The sequence below is a fragment of the Flavobacterium piscis genome (assembly GCF_001686925.1).
In the GTDB taxonomy this organism is placed as follows: domain Bacteria; phylum Bacteroidota; class Bacteroidia; order Flavobacteriales; family Flavobacteriaceae; genus Flavobacterium; species Flavobacterium piscis.
Genome location: NZ_LVEN01000042.1, coordinates 307,406 through 332,923 on the forward strand (window position 1 = coordinate 307,406; position 25,518 = coordinate 332,923).

The 25,518-nt window shown below is 33.6% G+C and carries 29 protein-coding genes; 13 read left to right on the forward strand and 16 right to left on the reverse strand.

Annotated elements, in window-relative coordinates:
• Positions 1-16: 16 nt before the first annotated feature.
• Positions 17-1,834, forward strand: a complete 1,818-nt coding sequence (locus FLP_RS18755; protein ID WP_065451017.1) for a RagB/SusD family nutrient uptake outer membrane protein — start codon at positions 17-19, stop codon at positions 1,832-1,834.
• 49 nt (positions 1,835-1,883) lie between these two features.
• Entirely contained in the window at positions 1,884-3,452 is a 1,569-nt protein-coding gene (locus FLP_RS18760; protein ID WP_065451018.1) for a DUF5123 domain-containing protein, read from the forward strand.
• 138 nt (positions 3,453-3,590) lie between these two features.
• Here FLP_RS18760 and FLP_RS18765 read toward each other — a convergent pair whose 3' ends face one another.
• From FLP_RS18765 to FLP_RS18780, 4 genes are all read right to left on the reverse strand, one after another.
• Entirely contained in the window at positions 3,591-4,163 is a 573-nt protein-coding gene (locus FLP_RS18765; RefSeq protein WP_065451019.1) for a pentapeptide repeat-containing protein, read from the reverse strand.
• 41 nt (positions 4,164-4,204) lie between these two features.
• Complete coding sequence (locus FLP_RS18770) at positions 4,205-4,405, reverse strand: hypothetical protein (protein ID WP_065451020.1); 201 nt, start codon at positions 4,403-4,405, stop codon at positions 4,205-4,207.
• Between the two features lie 71 nt (positions 4,406-4,476).
• Positions 4,477-5,397, reverse strand: coding sequence for a helix-turn-helix domain-containing protein (locus FLP_RS18775; RefSeq protein ID WP_065451021.1), 921 nt, complete (start codon positions 5,395-5,397; stop codon positions 4,477-4,479).
• Positions 5,398-5,399: 2 nt separating this feature from the next.
• Complete coding sequence (locus tag FLP_RS18780) at positions 5,400-5,963, reverse strand: DUF6642 family protein (RefSeq protein ID WP_065451022.1); 564 nt, start codon at positions 5,961-5,963, stop codon at positions 5,400-5,402.
• Between the two features lie 230 nt (positions 5,964-6,193).
• Between FLP_RS18780 and FLP_RS25855 the strand changes: the two genes are divergently transcribed.
• A complete protein-coding gene (locus FLP_RS25855; RefSeq protein ID WP_262496246.1) occupies positions 6,194-6,322 on the forward strand; it encodes a hypothetical protein in 129 nt (42 codons plus the stop codon).
• Between the two features lie 70 nt (positions 6,323-6,392).
• Here FLP_RS25855 and FLP_RS18785 read toward each other — a convergent pair whose 3' ends face one another.
• The 4 genes from FLP_RS18785 to FLP_RS18800 form a co-directional block, all read right to left on the reverse strand.
• Positions 6,393-6,740: a hypothetical protein gene (locus FLP_RS18785; protein WP_207797824.1), complete on the reverse strand. Its 348-nt coding sequence runs from the start codon at positions 6,738-6,740 to the stop codon at positions 6,393-6,395.
• 294 nt (positions 6,741-7,034) lie between these two features.
• On the reverse strand, positions 7,035-7,361 hold the full coding sequence (locus FLP_RS18790) for a DMT family transporter (protein ID WP_065451024.1): 327 nt from the start codon (positions 7,359-7,361) through the stop codon (positions 7,035-7,037).
• 65 nt (positions 7,362-7,426) lie between these two features.
• Positions 7,427-7,990, reverse strand: a complete 564-nt coding sequence (locus FLP_RS18795; protein ID WP_065451025.1) for a Crp/Fnr family transcriptional regulator — start codon at positions 7,988-7,990, stop codon at positions 7,427-7,429.
• 107 nt (positions 7,991-8,097) lie between these two features.
• Positions 8,098-9,600, reverse strand: a complete 1,503-nt coding sequence (locus FLP_RS18800) for an aminotransferase-like domain-containing protein (RefSeq protein ID WP_243397552.1) — start codon at positions 9,598-9,600, stop codon at positions 8,098-8,100.
• Positions 9,601-9,643: 43 nt separating this feature from the next.
• Here FLP_RS18800 and FLP_RS18805 point away from each other — a divergent pair, with 43 nt between their 5' ends.
• The 5 genes from FLP_RS18805 (at position 9,644) to FLP_RS18825 (ending at position 15,748) form a co-directional block, all read left to right on the forward strand.
• Complete coding sequence (locus FLP_RS18805) at positions 9,644-11,506, forward strand: TonB-dependent receptor plug domain-containing protein (protein WP_065451026.1); 1,863 nt, start codon at positions 9,644-9,646, stop codon at positions 11,504-11,506.
• 181 nt (positions 11,507-11,687) lie between these two features.
• Positions 11,688-12,536 carry a helix-turn-helix domain-containing protein gene (locus tag FLP_RS18810; protein WP_065451027.1) on the forward strand — a complete coding sequence of 283 codons (849 nt, stop codon included), beginning with the start codon at positions 11,688-11,690 and terminating at the stop codon, positions 12,534-12,536.
• A 79-nt stretch (positions 12,537-12,615) separates the two neighbouring features.
• The gene (locus FLP_RS18815) at positions 12,616-13,341 is read left to right on the forward strand and encodes a siderophore-interacting protein (protein WP_065451028.1); all 726 of its coding nucleotides are present in this window, start codon (positions 12,616-12,618) and stop codon (positions 13,339-13,341) included.
• A gap of 140 nt (positions 13,342-13,481) precedes the next feature.
• Positions 13,482-14,741, forward strand: coding sequence for a putative DNA modification/repair radical SAM protein (locus FLP_RS18820; protein WP_065451029.1), 1,260 nt, complete (start codon positions 13,482-13,484; stop codon positions 14,739-14,741).
• A 224-nt stretch (positions 14,742-14,965) separates the two neighbouring features.
• Entirely contained in the window at positions 14,966-15,748 is a 783-nt protein-coding gene (locus FLP_RS18825; protein ID WP_065451030.1) for a TIGR03915 family putative DNA repair protein, read from the forward strand.
• A 24-nt stretch (positions 15,749-15,772) separates the two neighbouring features.
• Here the strand turns inward: FLP_RS18825 and FLP_RS18830 are convergent, their stop codons facing one another.
• Together FLP_RS18830 and FLP_RS18835 are read right to left on the reverse strand one after the other, a co-directional pair.
• Positions 15,773-17,353, reverse strand: coding sequence for a Na+/H+ antiporter (locus tag FLP_RS18830; RefSeq protein WP_065451031.1), 1,581 nt, complete (start codon positions 17,351-17,353; stop codon positions 15,773-15,775).
• Positions 17,354-17,370: 17 nt separating this feature from the next.
• The gene (locus tag FLP_RS18835; RefSeq protein WP_065451032.1) at positions 17,371-18,267 is read right to left on the reverse strand and encodes a helix-turn-helix domain-containing protein; all 897 of its coding nucleotides are present in this window, start codon (positions 18,265-18,267) and stop codon (positions 17,371-17,373) included.
• Between the two features lie 191 nt (positions 18,268-18,458).
• On the opposite strand from FLP_RS18835, the gene FLP_RS18840 reads away from it, so the two are divergent.
• Positions 18,459-19,439 carry an aldo/keto reductase gene (locus tag FLP_RS18840; RefSeq protein WP_065451033.1) on the forward strand — a complete coding sequence of 327 codons (981 nt, stop codon included), beginning with the start codon at positions 18,459-18,461 and terminating at the stop codon, positions 19,437-19,439.
• A gap of 63 nt (positions 19,440-19,502) precedes the next feature.
• Here FLP_RS18840 and map read toward each other — a convergent pair whose 3' ends face one another.
• Both map and FLP_RS18850 read right to left on the reverse strand, forming a co-directional pair.
• Positions 19,503-20,267, reverse strand: a complete 765-nt coding sequence (gene map / locus FLP_RS18845; RefSeq protein ID WP_065451034.1) for a type I methionyl aminopeptidase — start codon at positions 20,265-20,267, stop codon at positions 19,503-19,505.
• A 28-nt stretch (positions 20,268-20,295) separates the two neighbouring features.
• Positions 20,296-20,658, reverse strand: a complete 363-nt coding sequence (locus tag FLP_RS18850) for a nuclear transport factor 2 family protein (RefSeq protein WP_065451035.1) — start codon at positions 20,656-20,658, stop codon at positions 20,296-20,298.
• Positions 20,659-20,857: 199 nt separating this feature from the next.
• Between FLP_RS18850 and FLP_RS18855 the strand changes: the two genes are divergently transcribed.
• Positions 20,858-21,334: a GNAT family N-acetyltransferase gene (locus FLP_RS18855; RefSeq protein WP_065451036.1), complete on the forward strand. Its 477-nt coding sequence runs from the start codon at positions 20,858-20,860 to the stop codon at positions 21,332-21,334.
• 103 nt (positions 21,335-21,437) lie between these two features.
• On the opposite strand, the gene FLP_RS18860 is transcribed toward FLP_RS18855, so the two are convergent.
• Entirely contained in the window at positions 21,438-21,695 is a 258-nt protein-coding gene (locus FLP_RS18860) for a hypothetical protein (protein ID WP_065451037.1), read from the reverse strand.
• A gap of 316 nt (positions 21,696-22,011) precedes the next feature.
• On the opposite strand from FLP_RS18860, the gene FLP_RS18865 reads away from it, so the two are divergent.
• Genes FLP_RS18865 through FLP_RS18875 form a run of 3 tightly spaced genes read left to right on the forward strand, consistent with a single transcriptional unit; the run spans position 22,012 to position 23,917 of the window.
• Positions 22,012-22,950: a ring-cleaving dioxygenase gene (locus FLP_RS18865; protein ID WP_065451038.1), complete on the forward strand. Its 939-nt coding sequence runs from the start codon at positions 22,012-22,014 to the stop codon at positions 22,948-22,950.
• Between the two features lie 38 nt (positions 22,951-22,988).
• A complete protein-coding gene (locus FLP_RS18870; RefSeq protein WP_065451039.1) occupies positions 22,989-23,279 on the forward strand; it encodes a GNAT family N-acetyltransferase in 291 nt (96 codons plus the stop codon).
• A gap of 11 nt (positions 23,280-23,290) precedes the next feature.
• On the forward strand, positions 23,291-23,917 hold the full coding sequence (locus tag FLP_RS18875; protein ID WP_065451040.1) for an alpha/beta hydrolase: 627 nt from the start codon (positions 23,291-23,293) through the stop codon (positions 23,915-23,917).
• A 679-nt stretch (positions 23,918-24,596) separates the two neighbouring features.
• On the opposite strand, the gene FLP_RS18880 is transcribed toward FLP_RS18875, so the two are convergent.
• From FLP_RS18880 to FLP_RS18890, 3 genes are read right to left on the reverse strand one after another with little or no spacing between them, the layout of a single operon-like run.
• On the reverse strand, positions 24,597-24,905 hold the full coding sequence (locus FLP_RS18880; protein ID WP_065451041.1) for a hypothetical protein: 309 nt from the start codon (positions 24,903-24,905) through the stop codon (positions 24,597-24,599).
• A 7-nt stretch (positions 24,906-24,912) separates the two neighbouring features.
• Positions 24,913-25,086 carry a hypothetical protein gene (locus FLP_RS25575; protein ID WP_165606695.1) on the reverse strand — a complete coding sequence of 58 codons (174 nt, stop codon included), beginning with the start codon at positions 25,084-25,086 and terminating at the stop codon, positions 24,913-24,915.
• A gap of 57 nt (positions 25,087-25,143) precedes the next feature.
• Positions 25,144-25,452, reverse strand: a complete 309-nt coding sequence (locus FLP_RS18890; RefSeq protein ID WP_065451043.1) for a DUF4468 domain-containing protein — start codon at positions 25,450-25,452, stop codon at positions 25,144-25,146.
• Positions 25,453-25,518 lie beyond the last annotated feature (66 nt).

Below are 25,518 nucleotides of genomic sequence, written 5' to 3' on the forward strand. Positions count from 1 at the left end.
TTTAAAACGTATCGAGATGAAACATAAAATAATAATAGCAGGATTAATAATAGCAGGTCTTTTTACTTCTTGCCAAGAGGATTATCTAGAAGCTCCGGCACAATCAACATTAGACGAAGCATTAATTTTTTCGACTCCAGGATTAGCCAAAGATGCTGTAAATGGAATTAAAATCTCATTTGGAGACACTAATTCATACAGAGGACGTTTTTTGCCTTTTTATGGATTAAATACAGATACAGAATGGTACAATTCAGGAGAAACTACTTCTAATGATAAGCCGGATTTGACTAATTATGATGCAAAATCTAATAATTCGCAAATGGATCTTATTGAAACAGCTGGTGGAGGTGGAGGAAATCCATGGACATCAATGTACAGAGGAATTGAACGTGCTAATCTTTGTATTCGCGGACTTCGCACTTATGGTAATCCTGTGGCGGGTTCTGAATTAGGATACCTTTTAGGAGAAGCATTAACTTTGCGAGCCATTTTTTACTCTGATTTAATAAAGCAACATGGTGATGTCCCAGCTCGTTTTGAGCCGGTTAATTCACAAACATTATACTTGCCAAGATCAAATCGTGATATAATTTATAAACAAATTATTGCAGATTTGGGTGAGGCAGCTACTTTAGTGCCATGGCCTAATGAGAGTGCTGCTACCAGTACCGTCGAGGGAATTAACAAAGCTTTTGTAAAAGGATTTCGTGCACGTTTAGCATTAGCTGCAAGCGGATACCAGCAATATAAGGATGGTGTTAGAAGAAGTACTGATCCTGATCTTTCAGTAGCGAATATGTATAAATTGGCACTCGATGAAACCCGTTCAGTAATAGCAAGTGGAAAAGCGAATCTAAACCCTTCGTTCGAATCATTTTGGAAAAATGTAAATAAAGAAGTTTTAAGTGCCGGAGGAGAATCTCTTTGGGAAATACCATTTGGTGCTGGTAGAGGAAAAATGTTAATTAGTTTTGCTGTTCTGCATAATAATGTAGATCAATACCAGACTGGAGGAACTAGTATAGGAGGTACGGCTGGACCTTTACCAACTGTTTTTTATGACTATGATCAGGCAGATACACGCAGAGATGTTACTTGTGTGCCTTATAGTTGGGGAAAATTAGTTAATGGAAAAGCTCAGCAAGAGTTAGGAGTTATGAATAAATGGTTTTTTGGAAAATATCGTATTGAGTGGATGAATCGTATTCTTAATAATAAAGATGATGACGGTATAAATAAAGTATATATGCGTTATGCTGAAGTGCTTTTAATTGCTGCTGAAACTGCAAATGAATTAGAAGGACCAGGTGCAGCAGCACCATATTTAAAGCAAGTGCGAAGAAGAGCATTTGCTGCTGCTGATCAGCCACAAAAAGTGGATGCTTATGTAGATTCATTTAGCGGGAAAGAAGCAATGTTTCAGGCTATTGTTGATGAGAACAAATATGAGTTTACTGGAGAAATGGAACGTAAGCAACAACTTATCCGATGGAATTTATTGAAAACGAATTTGGATCTGGCTAAAGAAAAAATGTTCAAATTACAGCAACGAAGTGGAGAATATGCAGCTGTACCGACTGATCTATATTATAAATATAAAGAAGATAATGAAACACTAATTGTGTATGGCTTAAATAAAGGAGAAAATCAAAATCCTGGAGGTGATTATAGTCTTTTGGTGGATAGCAAAGGAGCAAGCGCCTGGAATATTTTGAAAGATGATAAGATAAATTCACTATATAAATTGGGAGTTGATCCTGATACAAGACAATATTGGCCAATATGGCAATCACTTATCAATACGAGTAACGGACAATTAGTCAATTATTAGAGTATAAGCGTTTTGCGAATAAAATATTAATAATGAAGTATAACTTATTATGAAAACAAAATATATATTAAAAGGATTACTGGCCACGTTGCTAATGTTGCTTGTCTTTTCCAGCTGTGAGAGTTACAATGAAGCAGTATCGGACGATATAGGAGCAAGCAGAGAATTTTCTCCAATTGGACTAACTACAAAAATTAGAAATCAAACTACAGTCGAATTAAATTGGACTGTGAAAGAAGAGGAAGTGGCAAGCTATTATGTAGTAGAATTTAGTGCAGACGATGCTAATTTTGAAACAATTTATAAAACGGTTAAAGTATCACCTACGGAACTTCCTGTACAAATTCAGTTAGAAGGTGAAACTGTTTATTCTATCAGAGTAAAAGCAGTAAGCGGGAATGGATTAGCAGATTCTAAATGGTCTGTTACAACAGCTACAACATTGACAGAGCAAATTTTATTACCTGTTGCCGATGCTGATGTTGAGGCAAAGCAGGTTACATTAAGATGGACTCCAAATAGTACTGTAACACAAATTTCTATCAATCCAGGCAATATTGTACATGCTGTAACAGCAGAAGAAAAAATAGCAGGAGTTGCTTTAGTGTCAGGTCTTATAAGTGAAACAGATTATACAGCAACTTTACTTAATGGAACTAAAACAAGAGGAGTTAGGACGTTTAAAACCGGAATAGATATTGGAACCGGAATTTTAGTAAAACCTACCGATGATTTAAATGCTGCTATTCTTGCTGCTCCTGCAGGTTCTACATTAGTGCTTATGCCTGGCGATTATCAGGTGTTTAAAGGTGAAATTATATTAGATAAGGGAATTACAATAAGAGGATTACGTGCGGGTGATAAACCAAAGTTATCTGTTAGATTTACGTTAAGTAGTAGCGCTTCTAATCTAAGTTTAATTGATCTGGATTTAGATGGAGAAAAAACCCAGGGAGATCTTGTAAAAATTAATCAAGCCGGTACATATGGTAAAATCATAGTTAGCGGTTGTATCGTTGATAATTATCTAGGATCATTTGTTATTGCACCAACAGGTATCGCTGCAAGAGTTGAATCAATTACAATAGATAATTGTGTTGTTACTGATTTCGGTTCAGGCGCTACTGGAGAGTTTATTGATTCGAGAGCAGCTTATTTTGCAAGTATTGTTATAACAAAAAGCACATTTAATAATTGTGTTCCAGGAAGAGCCTTTATAAGAGAAGATCAAACAACAGCATTTGGTACAGGTCTTACAGCAAATATATTAATTGATGGTTGTACATTCTATAAAGTTACAAATACAATTTCAGCAGGTGGATATCAAATACTATATGTTCGATTTTTGAATAATTCAACAATTGTTCGTAATTCGATATTTGCTGAAACAATCGCAAGATATATTAATCAGACAGCTACAAACGCTCCTGCATTTTCGAATAATAATTACTTTAATGCTCTTACTTTAAATTTGGCAAATCCTACAGGAGCATTAAAATCTGATTCTTCAGGAAGTGCATTAAACCCGCAGTTTGCAAATGCTACAGGAGGCGATTTTACAATAAGTAATCAAACATTAAAAGACAACGGAGTGGGTGACCCTCGTTGGATAAAATAGTTCATTTTTAAGTGTTAGTTAGAAAAAAGGGATGTAGCTTTAGGCTATATCCCTTTTTTGATTTAAAATCAATTGGGTCAAAAGGTTTAAATCTCAACGGAAATCTGAGACTAAAAACTGTGACTGTAAACTTTTAAATTATTCAATATCCAGATCAAATTTTTCTAATAATCCGGCAAGTGCGGCATGAGATACTTTGGTACTTTTTATTTTGTTTTCAGAGGGATCAAATGCATAATTTCGTGAACTTCTAAAATCGGTTTTTTCTAAAATACAATCCTGGAAAGTAGCATTGGCAAGATCACAATTTTTAAATACAACTAAAGACAAATCAGTATTTGAGAAATCGACATCTTTTATCGAGCAATCTATAAAGTATGTTTTCTTTAGTTTTTTGTAAATAAAAGTCGAATAATCAAGAAGGCAATCCTGAAAAGACATCGAAAACAAAAAGCTATTACTGGCACTAAAGTCAAGTCCCATTAATTTACAACCGATAAATTTGATGTTTTTTAATCCTGTATTTTTAAGAACAGAAAGCGAAAGATTGCAATTTTTAAAAGTACAATCTAAAAAATCGATAGAACTGAAATCGCTTTTAGAGAAGTTGCAATTGATAAAATCGCAGTTTATAAATTCATTATCAGATAGTTTTTGATCTGAGTAATCAATAGTGTCAAAGGTTTTGTTCTGATGTAATGCAGTCTCCATAATAGTAAGTTGAGGTTTGAAAGAATTTAAAAAAAGGCTGTTTATTCTAATTCGATGCAATCGAAAACTTGATTTTTTAGAACTATTTCGTTTATTTCTTCTTCACTGTCAATTCTTAAAATGTTATCACAATCTTCAAGATCAAAATTCCAAAAAGCATTCGGTAGTAATTCTTGAAGCAATGCATTTGCGAATTCTAATTTCGAATTTGTATCAACGGAAGTCTTAAAAACATAAATCATAGTTTGCTTTTTTTTTACTTGGCAAATTTCAATAAATGCTTTTCGTTTTGATAGGATTCTGCAAGCAATAATTAGGACTTATCAATCAATTTTCGATACTGGATAGGAGTGATTCCTTCAAATTTTTTAAAAAACCGACTAAAGTAAGAATGATCTTCATGACCTACCTGCATTGCTATTTCGCTTACAGAAAGAGAGGTTTGAAAGAGTAAATATTTCGCTTCTAACAAAATGGTTTCATCAATCCATGTGGCTGCGGTTTTGTTTGTGATGGCCTTTACGGATTTATTCAAATGATTTGGAGTAACATTGAGTAAAGAAGCATAATAATTGACCTGATGATGTGTTTTGATATTGGTATAAATAAGCTCTTTAAACTTATTGGTAATCACTTCAGCAGCAGAAATACTTTTAGCACTTTTAACCGAATTTTTATTCATTTCATAAAACAATGTAATCAAATACGATTGCACAATATTGAGATTTGCGCTTGAAGTTTCTGAATATTCTTTGTGAAGTCGCTTAAGAATGGCTGTAATATCAGTAACATCGTTAACATCCAGCGTGATTTTGGGATTACCGGAAATTTTCATGAAATCAAATTCATTGATCATTTCACGGCTGCCGTATTTTCCAATTAAAATATCAGGATGAAATTGGCATATAAAGCCTTTGTGTATATTGTTAATATTTTCAAGAGAGAAAATCTGTCCAGCCGGTATCACGATGATTTCATTATCGGTAGAAGTATATTCCTGATACCCCAATTTCATAACATGCAGACCTGAGGAAATAAAAATTAAGGTATGACAAGAATGTTTAGAAGGTGGAACAGGATGCTGCATTTGCATCATGTCCTCAATTTCAAGACAGAAAAAATGATCCGAATTTGATTTGAAAAGCAAATGAATAGGATTGTCTTCTCCCAGAAACTTCTCGCGAAATCCTGTTGGGCTATAGGTTTTTATTTTCTCAATTGTTTTTGCCTTCATATTCAATAATACAATCTAAAATCGAGTAATTTGCACAAAGCATAATGTTTTTGATACAATTCTTCTACCACTTCGGTAATATCATCATTATCCTGATACAAACTAAAAAAGGCTTTGTCGATTGTGCTGGAACTGGCAATTTTATTATAAGTAGATCCGTAACCTGAAATAGCGCGCGCACCGGTGATGTCCAGAAAGTATTGAGCTTCTTCGTCATTTAAATCCAAAACCTTTAGATTGGCAAAATGAATGATTTTACCTTTCATTTTTCCTTCAAAAAGTTCAGCTATTTCTTCGAGACTGTAATAGTAATCGTGCAGGCAAATAGTATTGGCTTCACCTGGCATTACCAAATAGATGATTTCATAATCTTTAAAATTATGATCTTCGTAAAGCAACACATTCAAACTTTCTTCAAGACCTTCAATTGTATCGCAGGTTTTATAAATACTGGCAATACCCTGATCAATAGCAATTTCTTCCAGGTTCTTTACTACGAGGGTCTCTCTGTCGTCGTCTACGTCTGGAACACCTTCGAGGCAGAAGATGAATTTTTCGTAATCCATACTATTGTGTTTCGGGTTGCTGATAAGTCTTTGTTTTTCCTATCTCACAAAAGTATTTTTTATTGTCGAAAAACTGCTATCAGAAAAGTTTTTTAACGCATTTTTGACATTGAATAAATAATCTCCTTTTGCTATAAACACAATCTAAATTAGATATAAAGTAATGTGATAAAATCTTTTACAAGAAGAGGTAAGCAATCTAATTTTTAAATCGCTGAGAATAAATGTTAATGCCAAAAATAATTGCTGATGTTACAAATGGCACAAAAGCAGAGATTTGCCAAAAAAGTTCTGTTCCGGTTTTTAGTCCTGTATTTGATATGGAGAAGATTCCTAGACCAATAAAAAAAGACAAATAATTAATAGAAAAAATTGAATTTTATAGTTGATCTTCATGTTTTATGATTTTTATAAAAGTAATAAAAATAGTTACTCAGCCCTATTCAGTATCCAGAATTTCTGCCACCATTTTGGTGCGGCCTCTTGTAAAGTTGCGGCATAATTGATAATGGTTGATGCTCTTTTATTGCCGCAAGCAGCACATAAAGAAGCTTTGGGAGTTCTGTACGGTTTAGAACAATTTTCGCATTCAGAACCGTATAAGTCGATACGATGGTGCATGATTGCATTAGGACTGGTCTCTTCAAATCCTGTTAAATTTTTATAATAGTCAAGCAGGTCTTTAAATCGTTTTTTTCTGGTCATACTACATTTCCCTGTTTGAAAACCATCTCGATATAGTTTAGAGGCTACTTTATATTCCTCTTCATTAAGCATAGGAACTTCCATTTTGCAACGCCAACACCAAAGATTTTTCATAGTTTTCTTTTTCAGGTTTGAAATGTATAATGAGTATCTTTTTTAATTTTTAAGTAAATGTTTTGCTAATTTATAATCGTTTGTTGAGAATTATTTACGGTTTCTCACATTCGGTAAACAAAATTCGTTTTTTTAACATTTATAACACTACGTAGAAATACCTGATTTTAAAGAGAAAATGTAAAATTATAGATAAAAAAATGCGGATTAGTTTGTACCAATCCGCTTGTCTTATATGCTAAATGATATATTTTAGTGAGATACCGCTTTTAAACCTATAATTGAACCAATAAGCGTTGTAATAAAAAAGAGTCGCCAGAAATTAGCAGGATCTTTAAATACTAGAATGCCAATTAAAACAGTTCCAACAGCTCCAATACCTGTCCAAACGGCATATGCGGTACCAATAGGTAAAGTTTGTGTCGCTTTCATTAAAAGTCCCATACTTACAATAAGCGATATTAAAAATCCCGTATACCACATGTACATTTCGTTTCCGGTAGTTTCTTTTGCTTTTCCTAAACACAATGTAAAACCCACTTCAAATAAGCCGGCAATAATCAAAATAATCCAGTTCATATCTTTTTTTTGCAAAGGTTAGAAAAGGAATTGGCAGGGAATTTTACATTTGTTAAAAAATGAAACTATTTTATTTCGGCGCGAATTCTACTCAAACTCACTTGAGAAATTCCTAAGTAAGAGGCAATATGTCCCAATTGTACACGCTGAATTAAGTGCGGATAATCAGCAAGTAATTCTTTATAGCGTTCTGTAGCAGTACGAAACTGGCGCGAGATCAGGCGTTCTTCGGTTTTTACAAGTTCTTTTTCGGCAAATTTTCGTCCCCAGTTGGCAATGTGTATATCTTCTTCAAAGAGTTTTTGCAGTTTTTCAGACTTTAATTCATATAAATCACAGTCTTCCAGAAGTTCAATATCTTCATATCCTTTCTGGTTGGCGACATAACTTTTCATTGATAAAACCGTATCTCCTTCTTTACCAAACCAAAAAGTAACCTCGTTATCATCACGATTGGCATATGCTCTTGCAATTCCCTTTCGAATAAAATAAATAGTGGTTTCAATTTTATCAGCACGCAATAAAATATGACCTTTAGAGAAACGCACTTCTTTTACACAATTTTGAAGTTTTAGTTTTGAAAGTTCCGGAAGAGGATAGATCAGGTCAAGAATTTGGTCTATTTCCATGTTATGTTTTTATTTTAAAATGTTTTAAATCAAGCCACAGATTAAAGAGATTATAAAAAATCTGCCAGATCTGCTAAATCTGCGTGAAAAATATCTAACACTTAGATTTATAAAATAGCATCAAGAGACTGTCGTAAAATAGTTACGGCATTTTCCATTTCCGTTTGATCAAAATTTCCAAAACCTAAACGGGTTGCCGTAAGATCTTTGGTTTGATATAAAACTGTTTTGGGCAAAAATAATCCATTTGCGGCACATTGTTTCTGCAATTGTATCAAATTAAAGTGATCCAGCCATTCTACCCAAATCGCCAAACCTCTTAACGGAACCTGAAATTTGATTTTTCCTTCCAGTTTTTCTTTCAATAATAAAACAAAATTATCCCTGCGTTCTTTGTAGATTTTTTTGTTTTTTTTCGAAAGACGATGCACTTCGCCTTCCTTGATCCAATCAGTTAAAACCTGTTCCTTGATAACATCAATTCCGGATTCGAGAATGTTTTGATGTTTTTCGAGTTCTCTTATAAAAGCAGATGGTGCAGCGATAAATCCGTAACCAAATCCTGCCGGTAAAGATCTTCCAAACGATCCGATGTAAACCACTCTTTCGTTTGAATCTAAGGCGGCGAGAGGCAGAACGGGATTATTGTCATAATGAAAATCAAAATCGTAATCATCTTCAATAATCACAAATCCGTAGCGATTGGCCAGTTCCAGAACTTCCATTCGTCTTTTTGCACTCAATGAAGTTGTTGTTGGATAATGATAATTCGAAGTTAAATACAAAATCCTGATTTGATGTTGCTCGCAAATTTGTTTTAACTGTTGGGTATCGATGCCGTCTTTATCAACGGGTATTGTAATAATTTGTGCACCACTGTAAGACAATGTCATATTAGAAATATAATATCCCGGAGAAGCCACCACCACTTTATCGCCTGGAGAAATGAGTAGTTTGGTCACGAGATACAAACTAATTTCATGACTGCTTGTAGTCAATAAATTCGAGGTCGAAATACGAATTCCTCTTGTTAAGTTTAAAAAATTAGAAAACTGGGTTTTAAAATTCAAATGCGATTGCGCCTGAATTTGTTCCCAGGTTTTGGTGGTTTTTTGGTTTTTTAATTTAGAAACATACAATCTTGCCAGAACATCGCTTTGTACCAATCGCAAATCAGGCAAACCATCATTAAACTGATAAGGCAAATCGCTGGTTTCTTTTGGGTTTTCAAGAATTGTAGAATGTTTAAAAGTAAAACCTTCGTTTGCTTTTGATACATTTTTACTTTCGTCAGTAAAATCGGCTTTGTTCTTTTGTTGTTTTTCAGATAATATAAAGGTTCCCTTGTTGGGCAAAATTTCGATCCAGCCTTGCAATTCGAGATCCTGAAAAGCTTTGATCAGGGTATTTCTGTTTACTTCTAATACTTTACATAATATGCGGGTTCCCGGAAGTTTTGTGCCTTCAGGAAGCAACCCAATTTGTATTGCTTTTATAAACTCAAAAACGATTTGCAAATACAAAGCGGTAGTTTCTTCAGGCTTGAGCTGAATGAAACTTTTAAAAGGAATTTGAACCGGACTATCCATTTTTGTAAAACTGGTATACATTAGTAGTACGGCAAGATACTACTTTTGCAAAAAATTAAAACAAATGACAAAACTTTATTTTGCTGCACTGACTCTATTAAGTGTTAGTTTACAAGCTCAGGTGCAAAAAGATACCATTAATATTGATGAAGTAATTATTCATGAAAATAGGTTTAGTACACCTATATCCAAGAAAAACAGAAACGTTTACGTAATTGATCAGGCTACAATTGCAAAATTACCGGGAAGATCTGTTCAGGAAATTCTGCAATATGCCAACGGAGTTGACCTTAGACAAAGAGGCCCTTTTGGAAGTCAGGCTGATGTAAGTGTCGACGGAGGAAGTTTCGAACAAACGGTGGTTCTTTTAAACGGAGCCAAAGTTATAGATTCTCAAACCGCTCACAATATGCTTAATCTCCCTATTCCGGTTGAGGTAATCGAAAGAATCGAAATCATCCGCGGACCGGCAGCGCTTACCTATGGTGTAAATAGTTTAACTGGAGCGATCAATATTATTACCAAAAAACCAACGCAGTCCGGATTTTTAGTCAATAGTTATGCAGGTTCGAATTTCGAAAAGGATACACAAAATACGGGTGATACTTTTTATGGTACCGGAATTCAGGTTGGTGGTGTTTTAAGCAAAGAAAAGCAGCAACATTCGCTTTTTGCTTCGCATGATAAAAGCAACGGATATCGCTATAACACAGCTTTCGAAAATAATAAAATCTTTTATCAGGGTAATTACCAGTTAAATGATACCAACGAAATTTTAACTTCATTTGGTTACATTAATAATGGCTTTGGAGCAAACGGATTTTATGCAGCGCCAGGAGATAAAAACTCAAGCGAAGTGGTACAAACAACTTTTGCATCGGTACAATCGAAACATCAGCTGTCTGAAAAATGGACTTTGATGCCTAGAGTAAGTTACAGATACAATTATGATGATTACCGTTATTACGGAATTTCGAACCTCAACGCAGGAAGAAGCCAGCATTATACCAACTCAGTAGCTGCAGAAGTGAATACTACGTATAAAATGGAGACAGGAGAATTAGGCTTTGGAGCCGAAGTAAGAAGCGAAGATATTCACTCATCTAATATTGGGGATCATAATCGTGACAATTACGGAATTTATCTGCAGTATAGAACGACTTTTATAGAAAAGCTTGATGTAAATTTTGGAACTTATGTCAATTATAATTCCGATTATAAATGGCAGGCTTACCCGGGATTAGATGCAAGTTATGCGATTACAGATGCTTTTAAAATCATCGGAAATATTGGTACAAGTCAGCGTATTCCTTCGTTTACTGATTTATATCTTAACCAGCGTCCGGGAAATATTGGAAATCCGAATCTGGATACCGAAAATGCTTTTCAGAGTGAAATAGGATTCAAATACATCAAAAGGGATTTTAGTTTTAATGCCAATTATTTCTTTAGAAAGATCAGCAATTTTATCGATTGGACAAGAAATGTAACAACAGAGCCGTGGCAAAGTAACAACTACGGAAATCTGAATACCAATGGTTTTAATTTACGTAGCAACTACAGAGTCAGTTTTTCTAACGATTCTAAGTTGAATATCAATCTGGCATATTCTTATCTGGATTTTAAATTTCAGGATGTAATTTCGACTGTTTATGCCAAATATTTGGTTTCGTCTCTGGAACATCAGGTAACCAATACAATAGATTTTCAGCATAAAAATTTTACCGCTTTATTTGCAACCCGTTTTAGCCAAAGAGTAACCGGACCATCGTACTGGGTAAATGATTTTAGAGTAAGTCAATCGATCAAAAAAGTGACTGTTTATGTAGATGCGCAAAACATCTTTAATGCGACTTATTATGAAGTAGGAGCGGTGCCTCTTCCTTCAAGATGGTTTAGCCTTGGAGTAAAATTTGTGACTTTCTAAGCTTCATTATTCTTTTAAAATAAAAATATAAAATCCCTTTAATCATTTATGATGAAAGGGATTTTGCTTTTAAAAAACAGATTGTTTGCTATCTATACTGAGTTTAGGATTAATTTTCTAAGTTTGTACAGACCTCATCGTTTAGAATTTACGTGTTATTCATAAATCCAAAAATCACAATTTGAAAATTCCTGTTTACAATCAGAGTTCAGAAGCAGTTGGCGGTATTTATATTGCCGAATCGTCTGTATTGGGACGAGATGCAGAAACCATAAATAAATTAGGAACACATCGCGATGATTTTTATATTTTTTTTGTGCTTATCAAAGGCAAAGTCATTATGAAATGTGATATGATAGACTTGAAAATTAGTGCACAAAGTATTGTAGTTATAAAACCTTTCCAGATTCATGCGCCAAAATTTGTTTCACCGGATGCAGTTGGATATTATATAAGCGTAGCTCCATTTTTAATTCCGAATCATTGTGCAGCTGTTTTTCAGCATCTGAAAATTGTTGATCAGGTAAATAAAATTGATAAACTCCACAAGCACGATCTTTTGCAAACTGTTGCGCTATTGCACCGTTCTTTTGAAGATACTATTCTCAATAAAACGGCTATTGTCAATGGTCTTTTTAATGCTTTAGTTTACCGTTTTGTCAATATTTATTCAGCATCCAATACTGTAGCATCAGAAATTAAAAATCAATCGATGCTGATTTATTCTAATTTTAAACAATTAATTTCTGAAGTTACTTTTTTAGAAAGTCCATCGTTTTTTGCTCAAAAATTAAATATTACTACTTCCCATTTGAATTATTGTGTGAATGCTTCGACAGGTAAATCAGTCACTTATTGGTTACAAAATAGCATGATTATAGAAGCGCAGCGATTGCTGTATTATACCGAAAATGATGTCAAAGAAATTGCCTTTATGTTAGGATTCGAAGATCATACTTATTTTTCAAGATTATTCAAAAAAATAACTGGCGAAACCCCATTAGCCTTTCGATTGAAATTCCGCGAATAGTCCAATCATCCCTATTTCTTCTGCAACCTGTTTTTTGTGTTTTAGTTTCAATTTTGCATTGAAATTAAAACATACCATTATGAATTCGATGCCTAAAATTATTGGAGATTTTATGGAACTTGCCTTTAGCAGTAAAATTTGCAAAGTAAAAGTTACCGATACTAAAATGCTGAGCCAAAATATAAAGAGAATTAGGTTCAAAGGTCATTTTCCGCACATCAATTTTAAAATTGGCCAAGCCATAATTATCAGGATTGATGATACCAATTATCGAAATTATACGCCCAGTAAATGGAATAGCGAAAAAGGAACATTTGAAGTTATTTTTCATATTCATAAAAATGGTCCTGGAAGTTATTTCGTCGAAAACCTAAAACCTGATGATCAAATAACGGTGGGAATGCCACGAGGTTTTGAGTTTTTTAAAAAAGAAGAAAAATACCAGTTTTTTTATGGAGATGAAACCTGTATTAGTGTTTTTAAAAGTTTTAAGGATGAAATTAATGCTAACGAAAATAATTACCTCGGTATTTTAGAACTGGATCCTGATGATATGGAAGTTGCTGATAAGTTAGGTTTTTCGGTTGATATTGTTCCAAAGTCTGTCAACAAAGCCGAATTTGCAATAGAAACGCTGAATAAATTAGATGCTAAAATTTGGGATCTTTGGCAAAACGGACAGTTTTATTTAATGGGAAATGCAAAGTCTATTCAGGCGTTTAGAAAAGTATTAAAAGAAAAAGGTGTCCTCAATAAAAAAATCTATACCCAGGCTTATTGGGCCGAAGGAAAAATTGGATTGTAATCACATAATCAAATAGTTGAAGCTGTAGTGTTGCATTTTGATACAATTTAGAACAACCAATTTCAGATTTTTTGCATCATAAAAGAGTAGTTTTGAGGCGAAACAAATTTAGTTTTTTTAACCACAAAAAAAGGCTCAAAATGGTACATGAAAGAGTGATGGAGAAGTTGTCGATTTTGGCTGATGCGGCGAAATATGATGTTTCATGTTCGTCAAGTCAAAGCAATCGAAAAAATAAGGATAACGGATTAGGAAATGCAAAAGGATATGGTATTTGCCATTCGTATACCGAAGATGGCCGTTGTGTTTCGTTGCTGAAAATTTTACTGACCAATCATTGCATTTTTGATTGCGCGTATTGCGTAAGCCGAAAAAGTAATGATGTAAAACGTGCCGCTTTTACGGTGCAGGAAGTCGTTGATCTTACGATTGGTTTTTACAGAAGAAATTATATCGAAGGTTTATTTTTGAGTTCCGGCATCTTTGATAATCCAGATTATACGATGGAACGTTTGGTGAGGATTGCCAAGAAATTACGATTAGAAGAAAATTTTAATGGTTATATACATCTTAAAGCCATTCCGGGAGCCAGCGATGAATTACTGCAACAAGCCGGAATGTACGCCGATCGTTTGAGTGTAAATGTCGAAATGCCAACAGAGAAAAGCCTTAAATTACTGGCGCCGGAAAAAAATCATATCGATGTGATCAAACCAATGGAATATCTGAAAAATGAAATCGTTGGTCATAAAGAAGAGAAAAAACTCAATTATAAAGCTCCGCTATTTGCTCCGGCAGGGCAAAGCACACAAATGGTGATTGGTGCGACGCAGGAAAATGATATGGAAATTCTGGGAATGGCCAATTATTTTTATGATCAAATGAACATGCGACGCGTGTATTATTCCGGATATGTTCCTATTAGTTATGATACCAGACTTCCTGCGATAGGAACTCCGGTTCCGATGATTCGCGAAAATCGTTTGTATCAGGCCGATTGGTTAATTCGCTTGTACGGATTTAATGTAAATGAAATCGTGGGTTTTGATCAGCCTAATCTGGATCTTGATATCGACCCAAAATTAGGTTGGGCGTTGCGTAATATGAATCAGTTTCCGGTTGATGTAAATACTGCCGACCTCGAACTGATTAAACGTATTCCGGGTATCGGTTTTTTGAGTGCAAAAAAAATTGTTGCAGCAAGAAAATTTAAAAAACTGGTTCCTCAGGATTTACAAAAATTAGGAATCGCCTACACGCGCGCCAAATATTTTCTGGCATTTGCAACACCTTTTCAATTACAAAAGGATTTAACTTCTATTCAAATCAAAGATCATATTCTCAATACTCAAAAGAGTAAATACAAGAATGACTTTTCGAATCAGCTTGCTTTATTTTAGTTAATTAAATGCAATGGTAGTAATTTTTAACACATAGAAACATAGCCTTTGTTTATTAAAAAGGCGTTTCACTTGATTAAAATGCATCCCGAAGCTTCGGGACTATGTGAAAGAAATGTATTTCTTTTTTGTATCCTTTTTTGCATATAAAATCTATGTTTCTATGTGTTTAATATTGAGCAAACGAATGGACGAAGTAATCACAATTACGGAATAAAATTAGAATGACACAGATAATTTACGATGGTACTTATGAAGGCTGGGTTACAGCCGTATTCGAAATTTATGAATATAAATTGCAGGATATTGTTTTTGCCAAAAACGAAGCCTCTGCCGATTTGCTTTTTTCTACCAATCATACAGTGATTACAGATGAGATAAAAGTAAAGCGGGTTTTAAGCGGATTACAAAAGCGTCTTTCGAAAAATGGATTTCAGGGTTTGTATCATGCCTTTTTATCTGAAACCAATAAGATCGAAGAAATCATGTTTCGGTATGTGCAATATGTATTGTCAAGTACAATAAATGTAGAAGACGATTTTAGTAATAATGATGTTTTAGAACTGCGAAAAGCCATTAGACTGACAGGAAAAGAATCACATCGAATGGAGGCTTTTGTTCGGTTTCAATTAACAAAAGACCAATTGTATTATGCGATTGTTGAACCGGATTGCAATGTTTTGCCCCTTATAGAAAATCATTTTAAAAACCGTTATGCTGATCAGCGCTGGTTAATTTATGATGCCAAACGTAAATATGGTATTTATTATGATCTTAAAAATGTTTCGAATGTAGCAATACAATTTAATACTGAATCAAATTCTTCTAAGTTTTTAGCAGAAATAGGCGATGAAGGCGAAGAACTTTTTCAGGATTTATGGCGCAATTATTTCAAAAGTGTCAATATTGAATCCCGAAAAAATACAAAACTTCATCTCCAACACATGCGAAAACGATACTGGAAAAATCTAACAGAGAAAATTCCGGATATCAAGGGTCGGGTTTAGAAGTAATGCTTTACAAACTATCTTTTAGAGATAACGCAATTTTTCCTCTTCAATATCTAAATAATGCATTTGTCGCCTAATGATGGTTTCATCCAGCGTTTGATCTTCTTTGTTTTTAGCAATTAGCCATTGTCTTTGCTCGTTTAATAAATCAAGATAAATTACTTTCAGTTCTTTGCCTATTGCTTCATCATCAATGCCATTACTGTATTGTTCCCATTTATGAATAAGATGCTGTAACGAAGTATTATTTTCGATCTGGTCGCTGTAATTGGTTTTAAGATAATTTAAAGCAAATTCGGCTAATTCGTGGCGCAGGTTATTATGAGCTTCTTCTTTTGGCAGCGGATCATAAACATCCGTAAGATTAATTTTTTTAATGAAATAAGGTAATGTTAATCCCTGAATGACCAACGTTAAAAGAATAACGATAAAAGTGATAAATAAAATAAGATTTCGCTGCGGAAAACCGTTGCCATTATTCAGATAAACAGGTATAGACAGGGCAGCAGCTAATGAAACTACACCTCTCATTCCGGTCCAGCCCAATATAAAGGGGGTTTTGTAACCGGGATTTCTGCTATCGGCAACTGTAATAAAATTTCGCGCAATGAGCGTCACGACAACAGCACCATAAGAGGATATAATTCTACTGATAATTAAAACAAATGTTATCAGAACGCCATAACCAATTGCCGACGAAATGCTGACAGCCTCGACTTTAAGTCCGTTTGTAATTTGTGGAAGATCTAAGCCAATGAGCATAAATACAAAACCATTGAGGATAAAAGTAAGACTCTGCCAAACATTTATACCCTGCAAACGAGATCTGCTGCTCAAAAATCTGTGTCGGTTATTAGACAAAAGCAATCCGCCACACACTACGGCCAATACACCTGAACTGTGAACTTCTTCGGCAGCGAGGTAAATAATATAGGGTGTAGCTAATGATAAAACGATATCTGCATTGGCATCTGTAGGCAAATATTTATGTGCTTTCATAAAAAGCCATCCAATTAATAAGCCAATTCCAACTCCGCCAAAAATCATCCAGCTAAAACTTACCGCTGCTTTATAAAATATAAATTGCTCAGTTGCCACGGCAATCATCGCAAATCTGAAAATAATTAATGAGGAAGCATCATTAAGTAAACTTTCGCCTTCTAAAATGGATGAAATAGTTTTAGGCACCTTTACAAATTTCAAAATAGCACCGGCACTTACCGCATCCGGAGGAGATACAATTCCGCCCAGAACAAAGCCTAATGCTAATGAAAATCCGGGAATAATATAATTGGCCACTAATGCTACAGAAAGTGCCGAGACAAAAACGACTACAAAGGCAAAACTTGTAATAATGCGTCGCCATCGCCACATTTCTTTCCATGAAACTGTCCACGCCGCTTCGTATAATAATGGTGGCAGAAATATAAAGAAGATAAGATCGGGTTCGATTTGTATTAAAGGCACTTTTGGAATAAAACTGATAGCCAATCCTGCCAATACTAATAATATGGGATAAGCTACTTTTATTTTATTAGCCAACATAATCAGTAATAAAATAACAATTAAAAGACCTAAATAAAAAGGGAAATTCTCAAGCATTCTTTGGTTTATAGATTTTAATTTAAACTTCTGTATTCAATTGGGGTGTAACCCGTATTCTTTTTAAACATTCGATTAAAATGCTGTGGATATTTAAAACCAAGTTCAAATGCGATTTGACTAACGGATTTGTCAGTATCAAAAATTCGTTCTTTGGCTAAGGTAATTAATTTTAACTGAATGTGTTCCTGAGCTGATTTACCCGTTTCTTTTTTAATTAAATCACCAAAATAATTCGCAGAAAGGTGCAAACGATCGGCAAAATAGCTAACCGAAGGTAAGCCCGAATCTTTTGCAATTTCAGATAAAAAATACTCATTCAACAAATTTTCAAACTTCGATAAAACATCAGTATTGATATTTTCTCTGGTAATGAATTGCCTGTCATAAAATCGAACACAATAATTAAGTAACAATTCTATTGTATTACTGATGATGCCTTTACTGTGTTTATCAATAGAGTGAATTAATTCGTAATCTAATTTACTAAATAAATCTTTTATTATTTGCTGTTCTTTCAAAGATAAATGAAGTGCTTCATGTGAGTCATAAGAAAAGAACGAATACTGATTTATAATTTTTGCCAGTGAAGTTCCTCTAATCAGATCAGGATGAAAAAGTAATGTTAGACCAGTAGATTTATAATTCTCAGTATTATTAACCTCGAGTATTTGTCCGGGACCTATAAAAACCATTGTACCATCATCATAATCGTAATTATTACGCCCGTATTTTAATTCGCCGCAATTTCCGGCTTTTAAAAATATAGCATAAAAACCAAAGTGTATTCTGGTATGATTGGGGAGTGCTTTGCTATTAGAATTATCAAAAATACTTATTAAAGGATGCTGGGTTTCAACATCTTTTAATTGATTGTACTGTGTAACTTTTTCGAGTTTTATAATAGAATCCATGATGCGTCTATGAAATTATATACACAAATATACTACTCAGATTTTTAATAACTTAGCGTGATTATGCAAATCAGTAAAAATGGTTAGAATAGCAGTAATATGTATTATAGGCAAGTGAGATTATTGGCGGAAATTTGTAGTATTAAAAATGATACTAAACATATCAGATCACTATTTTTAAAAATAAAATTATGGAAAAGAGAATATTAGGAACTCAGGGTTTAGAAGTTTCTGCACTGGGATTAGGTTGTATGGGATTAAGTTTTGCTTATGGTGCCCAAATAGAAAAACAGCATGCTATAAAAATAATTAGAGAAGCCTACGAACAAGGTATTACCTTTTTTGATACTGCCGAAGCGTATGGTATTACCAACGAAGAATTGGTAGGAGAAGCTTTGAGTCCGTTTAGAAAAGAAGTAGTTATTGCTACTAAATTTGGTTTTAAAGACGGACAGGCATTTAACGGACAAGATAGTAGACCAGAAAATATCAGAGCTGTTGCCGAAGAATCTTTAAGACGTATGAAAACGGATGTTATTGATTTATTTTATCAACACCGAGTAGATCAAAATGTGCCAATTGAAGATGTTGCAGGAACAGTGAAAGATTTGATTCAGGAAGGAAAAGTAAAATACTTTGGAATGTCTGAAGCGGGAGTAACCTCTATTCGAAAAGCACATGCCGTTCAGCCAATATCTGCTTTGCAAAGTGAATATTCGATTTGGTGGAGAGAACCTGAAGTAGCAATTTTGCCAACACTTGAAGAACTAGGAATTGGTTTTGTACCCTTTAGTCCTTTAGGAAGAGGATTTCTAACAGGTGCAATTACAGAAAGCACCAGTTTTGAAGCGACGGATTTTAGAAATTCTTTACCTCGTTTTAGTGAAGAAAACAGAAAAGCCAATCAAAAATTAGTTGATTTGCTATCTGCCATTGCTTCTCAAAAACAAGCAACTCCTGCGCAAATTGCATTAGGTTGGTTATTGGCGCAAAAACCTTGGATTGCACCAATTCCGGGAACCACAAAATCGCACCGATTAACAGAAAATATCGGTGGAGCCTCAATTAAATTATCTCTAGAAGATATTAAAAAAATTGATGATGCTTTTGCTCAAACCACGATACAAGGAGATCGATATCCTGCACAATTGCAAAAAGTAGTAGACAAATAAAAAAAAGCAAAACCCTTAAATACTATTATTTAAGGGTTTGTTTTTTTAGTATCTTTTTAAATCTTAATTCCAGATTCCGTTCATTTCGGTCAAAATAATAGGTTTGCCATTGGTAACTACAATCGTATGTTCGTGTTGTGCCATATGTCCGCCTTTATTGCCTACCATTGTCCAGCCATCCTTAAGTTCTACGGCAAGAGAGGATGAGGTTGAGATAAAAGTTTCAATCGCTACAACCGAATCCTTTTTGAAACGTCTTTGATCAAATCGGTTTTTATAGTTTAATAATTCATCCGGTTGTTCGTGCAGGCTTCTTCCAATACCGTGCCCACCCAGATTTTTGATTACTTTGTAACCTCTTTTTTTAGCTTCAGTTTCGATAAGATATCCTATTTCAGAAATCTTTACTCCGCCTTTTATATTGTCGATTGCTTTTTGTAAAATATCTTTTGATGCGTCAACCAGTTTTTGGTGTCCGTTTACATCTTCTCCAATCACAAATGAACCTCCATTATCTGACCAAAAACCATCCAGTTCTGCCGAAACATCAATGTTGATTAAATCACCTTCGTTAAGAATTCTTTTATCTGACGGAATACCGTGACAAAATTCATTGTTTACACTAATGCAAGTCCATCCCGGAAAACCATACGTTAAATACGGTGCCGATTTTGCCCCTAATTCGTTCAGGATTTTTCCGCCATAGTCATCTAATTCCTTTGTTGTCATTCCTGCTTTGGCAAAGTTTCTCATTTCTTTCAAAGTAAAAGCGACAGCTTCACTTGCCTTTTGCATTCCAATTAATTCTGACTCTTGTTTTATTGACATGATTTTGTTTTTTCTGATGAATACAAAATTAGTTATTTTCTACCAGTTCTATGTCCATCGTTTTGATCAATCCGTCCTGAAAAGTATAAATATGCTTTACTAGTCCGTCAAATATTAAACCGCCTTGCAAATCTTTTACGTTTTGATGCACTTTAACTTCCAGACTTCCGTTTTCTCTTTCATTAAAGCCAACAGGTTCCACTTTTGGATTTATTTCTGTCCATTGTCTTGTCCAATATTCTTTGATTTCATTGTGTCCGCTTATGTAACCGCCTTCCCAGGCTTTTGACCATTGTACGTCTTTTTTCATTGTCGATAAGGCGTTGTCAATGTTTCTTTCGTTAAAGGAATTGTACGCTTTCCTGATAATATCTTCAAATTGATTTTCCATTGTCTTTTTGATTATAAGTAGTCTTAATGAGGTTTATTTTATACAATAGCCTGCACCGATTTGTTGAGCAAATGTTAAAACTATAGCTAATATAAAACTAATTCAATAAAAATTTTAACTACACCATTTGCAAAAGCTAAAAATGATTTTTCTGAACACTTTTTTTATTGAATCAAAAAGGATTTAATATATTTGAAATATGAGTACAAATAACAAAAATATAACGATCAGGCCTGCTGCCAATACTGATTTGCCTAAGCTTGCCGAATTCCTGCAGACTCTTGTTGATGCAGAACGACCATTTGATCCAACACTAAAAGAGGGCGAAATATTTTATTACGATATACAGGAATTGATAGTAGATAAAGCGACAGAAATTATGGTTGTCGAAAGTAATAACGAAATTATTGGAAGTGGTTATGCGCAAATTCGATCTGCAAAACCGTATGAAAAGCATGAAGTATTTGGATATCTTGGCTTTATGTTTGTAATCCCGGAATTTAGAGGACAAGGAATTAGCGGTTTATTACTTACCGCTCTTAAGAAATGGATTTTAGATCAGGGAATAACTGAGGTAAGATTGCAGGTTTATGACGAAAATGAAGCTGCAGTGAGAGCATATGAAAAAGCAGGTTTCAAAAAAATCGTTACAACAATGCGCTGCGATATTGGTTAAGTATTTTTATCAAAGCCATTTTTAAAGTTTTCGAAATAAATTTTAAACCAAAGCCCTTAAACAATTACTGTTTAAGGGCTTTGGTTTGTTGCATATAAATTATTTATTTCTCTTCCTCTAAACCATCAACGGCAGAAATTTGATCCAGGATATTGGTTTGGTTCGGTGAGATATAGTTTTTTACTTCGCTTGGAGTTTCTTTCTTAAAAAGAAGATCTAATGCATGATAAAGTCGTAATAAAACTTCTTTGTCTTCTTTTTCAATTTCTAAAGCACTATTAAAATTAAAAACATAATTATTCGAATTGCGTACTTCTACTTTGATCGTTTTTGATGTGATTTTAAATTTAACTATATCCATATTGTTAGCGCATTAATTATTTTGCAAAAATGAGACTTTAACCCCAATTAGCATTATTATTTTTTATGTTTTTTTATGAGTAAAGAAAAGTTTTTGATAATAAGGATTTGAAAGCGTCTATTTTTGAACTTAATGTGATACACTAACTTTTGATATAAAACCTTATCCTCTATATAAAGAACAATTTAGGCCTAAAATTGACTTTAGTATTTTATTCATTCTGAGTTTTATTTCTTAATCTAGGTTAACGGAGAAACAGCGATAACCGCGGTAAATTTGTAAAAGAAAATCAAAACAACTTAATACATAAAATATCATGGAAAATAAAATCTTAGGCTTACACCATATTACTGCCATTGCAGGCGACGCTAAACGTAATTTCGATTTTTATTCAAAAATACTCGGATTAAGATTCATCAAAAAAACAGTGAATTTTGACGACCCGGGAACCTATCATTTTTACTTTGGCGATGAAGTAGGAAGCGCAGGAACCATCTTGACCTTTTTTCCGTGGGGAGAAGGAATTCAACAAGGAAGAAAAGGATCTGGAATGGCAACAGAAATTGGTTATTCTGTTCCTAAAGGAAGTCTTGATTTCTGGCAGAAACGTTTTGAACAATATAATGTAATTTACAATAAACCGGCAGAAAAATTCGGCGAAAAATACCTAACTTTCCTTGATCCGGATGGGTTGAAATTAGAATTAATCGAATCTAAAACAGGAGACAACAGAAAAGGTTGGGAAACAGATGAAGTAAAAGCTGACGTAGCAACAAAAGGTTTTCATAATATTACGCTGACTTTAAATGACATTAAACCAACTGCAGCAATCTTAACAGAAATATTTGGTTACAAATTGATTGATCAGGATGTAAACCGCTATCGTTATGCAACAGATGGAGTAGAAAATGCCGCAATTGTTGACTTGGTAGAATTAGCTGATGAAAAACGTGGTTTAAATGCAAATGGAACTGTTCACCATGTGGCTTTCCGTGTAAAAAATGACGAAATTTTAATGCACTTCCGTGAAAAAATCGAAGCTTACGGGTTGTCAATTACACCACAAATCGACAGACAATATTTCCATTCGCTATATTTTAGAGAACCAGGTGGAGTTTTATTTGAAATAGCCACCGATAATCCAGGATTTACAGTTGATGAAAGTTTAGAAGAATTAGGTCAAAACTTAAAACTTCCCGCACAATACGAATCTCAAAGAGCAAGTATTGAAAATCATTTGGTTAAAATTAATTAAGCTAAAAATTTGTAAATTAGATTCTTAAGAAAAAATATATGGAAACAATAAAACTGGAATTAGACGAGAAAAAGCATGGAGCCTTTAATCTTTATGTTGATGATAAAAAGCTGGGCGAAATGACAGTAAGCATAAAACCAGATTTGCTGACGGTTTACCACACTGGTGTTGAACCTGAAGGAGAAGGAAAGGGATATGCAAAGAAACTTTTAGACGAAATGACATCGTACGTACGCGCCAATAATTTGATGGTTTTGCCGCTTTGTCCGTATGTGCATGCACAATTCAAAAAACATCCGGATGAATATCAGGATATCTGGAAAAAATAATCTTAGAACTTATGAATATAGAAACTCTAACAGACGGTGTGCCTTTAAATGATGCTAAAAAGGCGCTGATCATGATTCACGGACGTGGTGCAAGCGCTCATGATATTCTTTCGATTTCAAAACATCTGAATGTCGATGATTTTGCCTTAGTTGCCCCTCAGGCAGAAAACAGAACCTGGTATCCTTATTCTTTTTTAGCACCTCTTAATGAAAATGAACCTTCATTTTCAAAATCACTAGAAGCTATTCATAACGTTGTCGTTGCCATTCAGCAAAACGGAATTGAAAAAGAGAATATCTATTTTCTTGGATTTTCCCAGGGAGCTTGTCTGGCTTTAGAATTTACTGCCAGAAATGCCGCTAAATACGGAGGCATTGTGGCATTTATCGGCGGACTTATTGGCGATAAGGTTTATGAAAATCATTACGAAGGAAACTTCGAAAATACACCAGTTTTTATCGGTACCAGCGATCCCGATTTTCATGTTCCGGTTGAAAGAGTAAATGAAACAGAAGTACTTCTTAAAAAGATGGGTGCAAATGTTACTAAAAAAATCTACCCAAATATGGGACATACTATAAGTCAGGATGAAATAGATTTGGTAAATGAGCTTATTTTTGAAAAGGAGAGGTTTTAAGTTTTATGTATCAACACTCAATGTTGTGGAGAAATATTAAAAATTTTATATTCCTAATTATTTTTTAACGCATAAAACGTAATCCCGATAGCTATCGGGATTCGCAAAGTTCACTAAGATTTAAGTAGTGTTTACAATCAAAGTCCACAAAGCTTTGTGAACTTTGTGTTTTTTCTAAGCTTAGTATATTTAAAAAAACTTTGCGTTCTCCATGGTAATTTTTTCTATATCCACAGGTTTGAGGATTGATCCAGTTTTATTTACTTTTTCTTTGAGTTAAATTTATCTTTTTGCAAAATTTCTATCTTGGGTCCTTACTTGATACGAGTTTTCGAAACAAAATCCCAATAAAAAACTCCTAATCAATTGATGATTAGGAGTTTGTTTTTTGTAGCCCTAACGGGACAATTCTCGAACCATTTTTTAGATGATTTGACCAAACTACACTACTAATTTGTACATTCCTGAAATAGTATATTGATTTATAATTTTATATTCTTTTATTTTTTTCAAAATATTTTTTTTCAAATTTTTTTGTTCTTTCTATAAAGAATTCTTTACTCTCTATTAAAAATTCAATTGTTCATACTGGAAATTGAAAAGAGATAATTGGTATATTTGATTGTTCTTCAGTTAAAGTGGTACCTAAAAGTTCTTTTTTATCATAAATTAATTTATACTATAATCCGCACTTAAGATCTCTCCAACGAAAAACAGAATAATAATTCATTTTTTCAGGTATTTCGATATTACCTAATAGCTTCCATTTTTTTAATTTTATTCCAGCTTTAATTGCAGTGTAGAAATAAAAGCCATACCCTGAATTTTGAATTTTATCTAAATCGTCATTATTATCGGTTTGATTAAAAACCCAAATCATATTTCCACCTAAATAATTTGGGTCTGTATAAAAGTATTGAAAGTATCTAATTTCATTTTCATTAATAACTTTATATACATTTCCTGGTAACAAAACTTTTTTAGCCATATTGATTTTACCAGTTATTCTCTTGTTCTAATGGTGTATTAAGAATTTTCTTGATGGCTAAAATCTTTTTAGGCATTTCAGAATAAATAAATTCTTTAATTTCTGTCCATTTTCTTTTACGAAATTTCAAATAATTTGTCTTGCTATATGGGTATTCTTTATCTTCAGTTATATTACCCATAGATATGCCCATCCCTCTATGTATGATGTTATCAATTAAAATCTTGCAACGACCTTTTTAAAAAAATACATTGATATTGAAATCAATTACACCGTTAGCACTATTCATAAATTCGTTTTTATTATAGGCAATCTCTTGCTTGATTTTAATGACACCATTTTCCTTATCAGATTGAATAATATTTTTATTAAAATTACTTTGTCCACCAAAATAATCTATCAACTTACTATTTAGTCTGTCGAAAAGAATTTCTTTCGATTTCGTTGTGTCAATTTGAATAATTTTTTCAAAAACTAAATCTTGTGAAAAGCAGTTGCATGAGATTGTTATAACAAAAAGAATGGTTAACAATAATGGTTTTCTCATTTGGTGAATTATTAATTTGTTTAAAATATAAAAAGAAGAATAAGCTAAAAACAAAAAAGCTCCAGA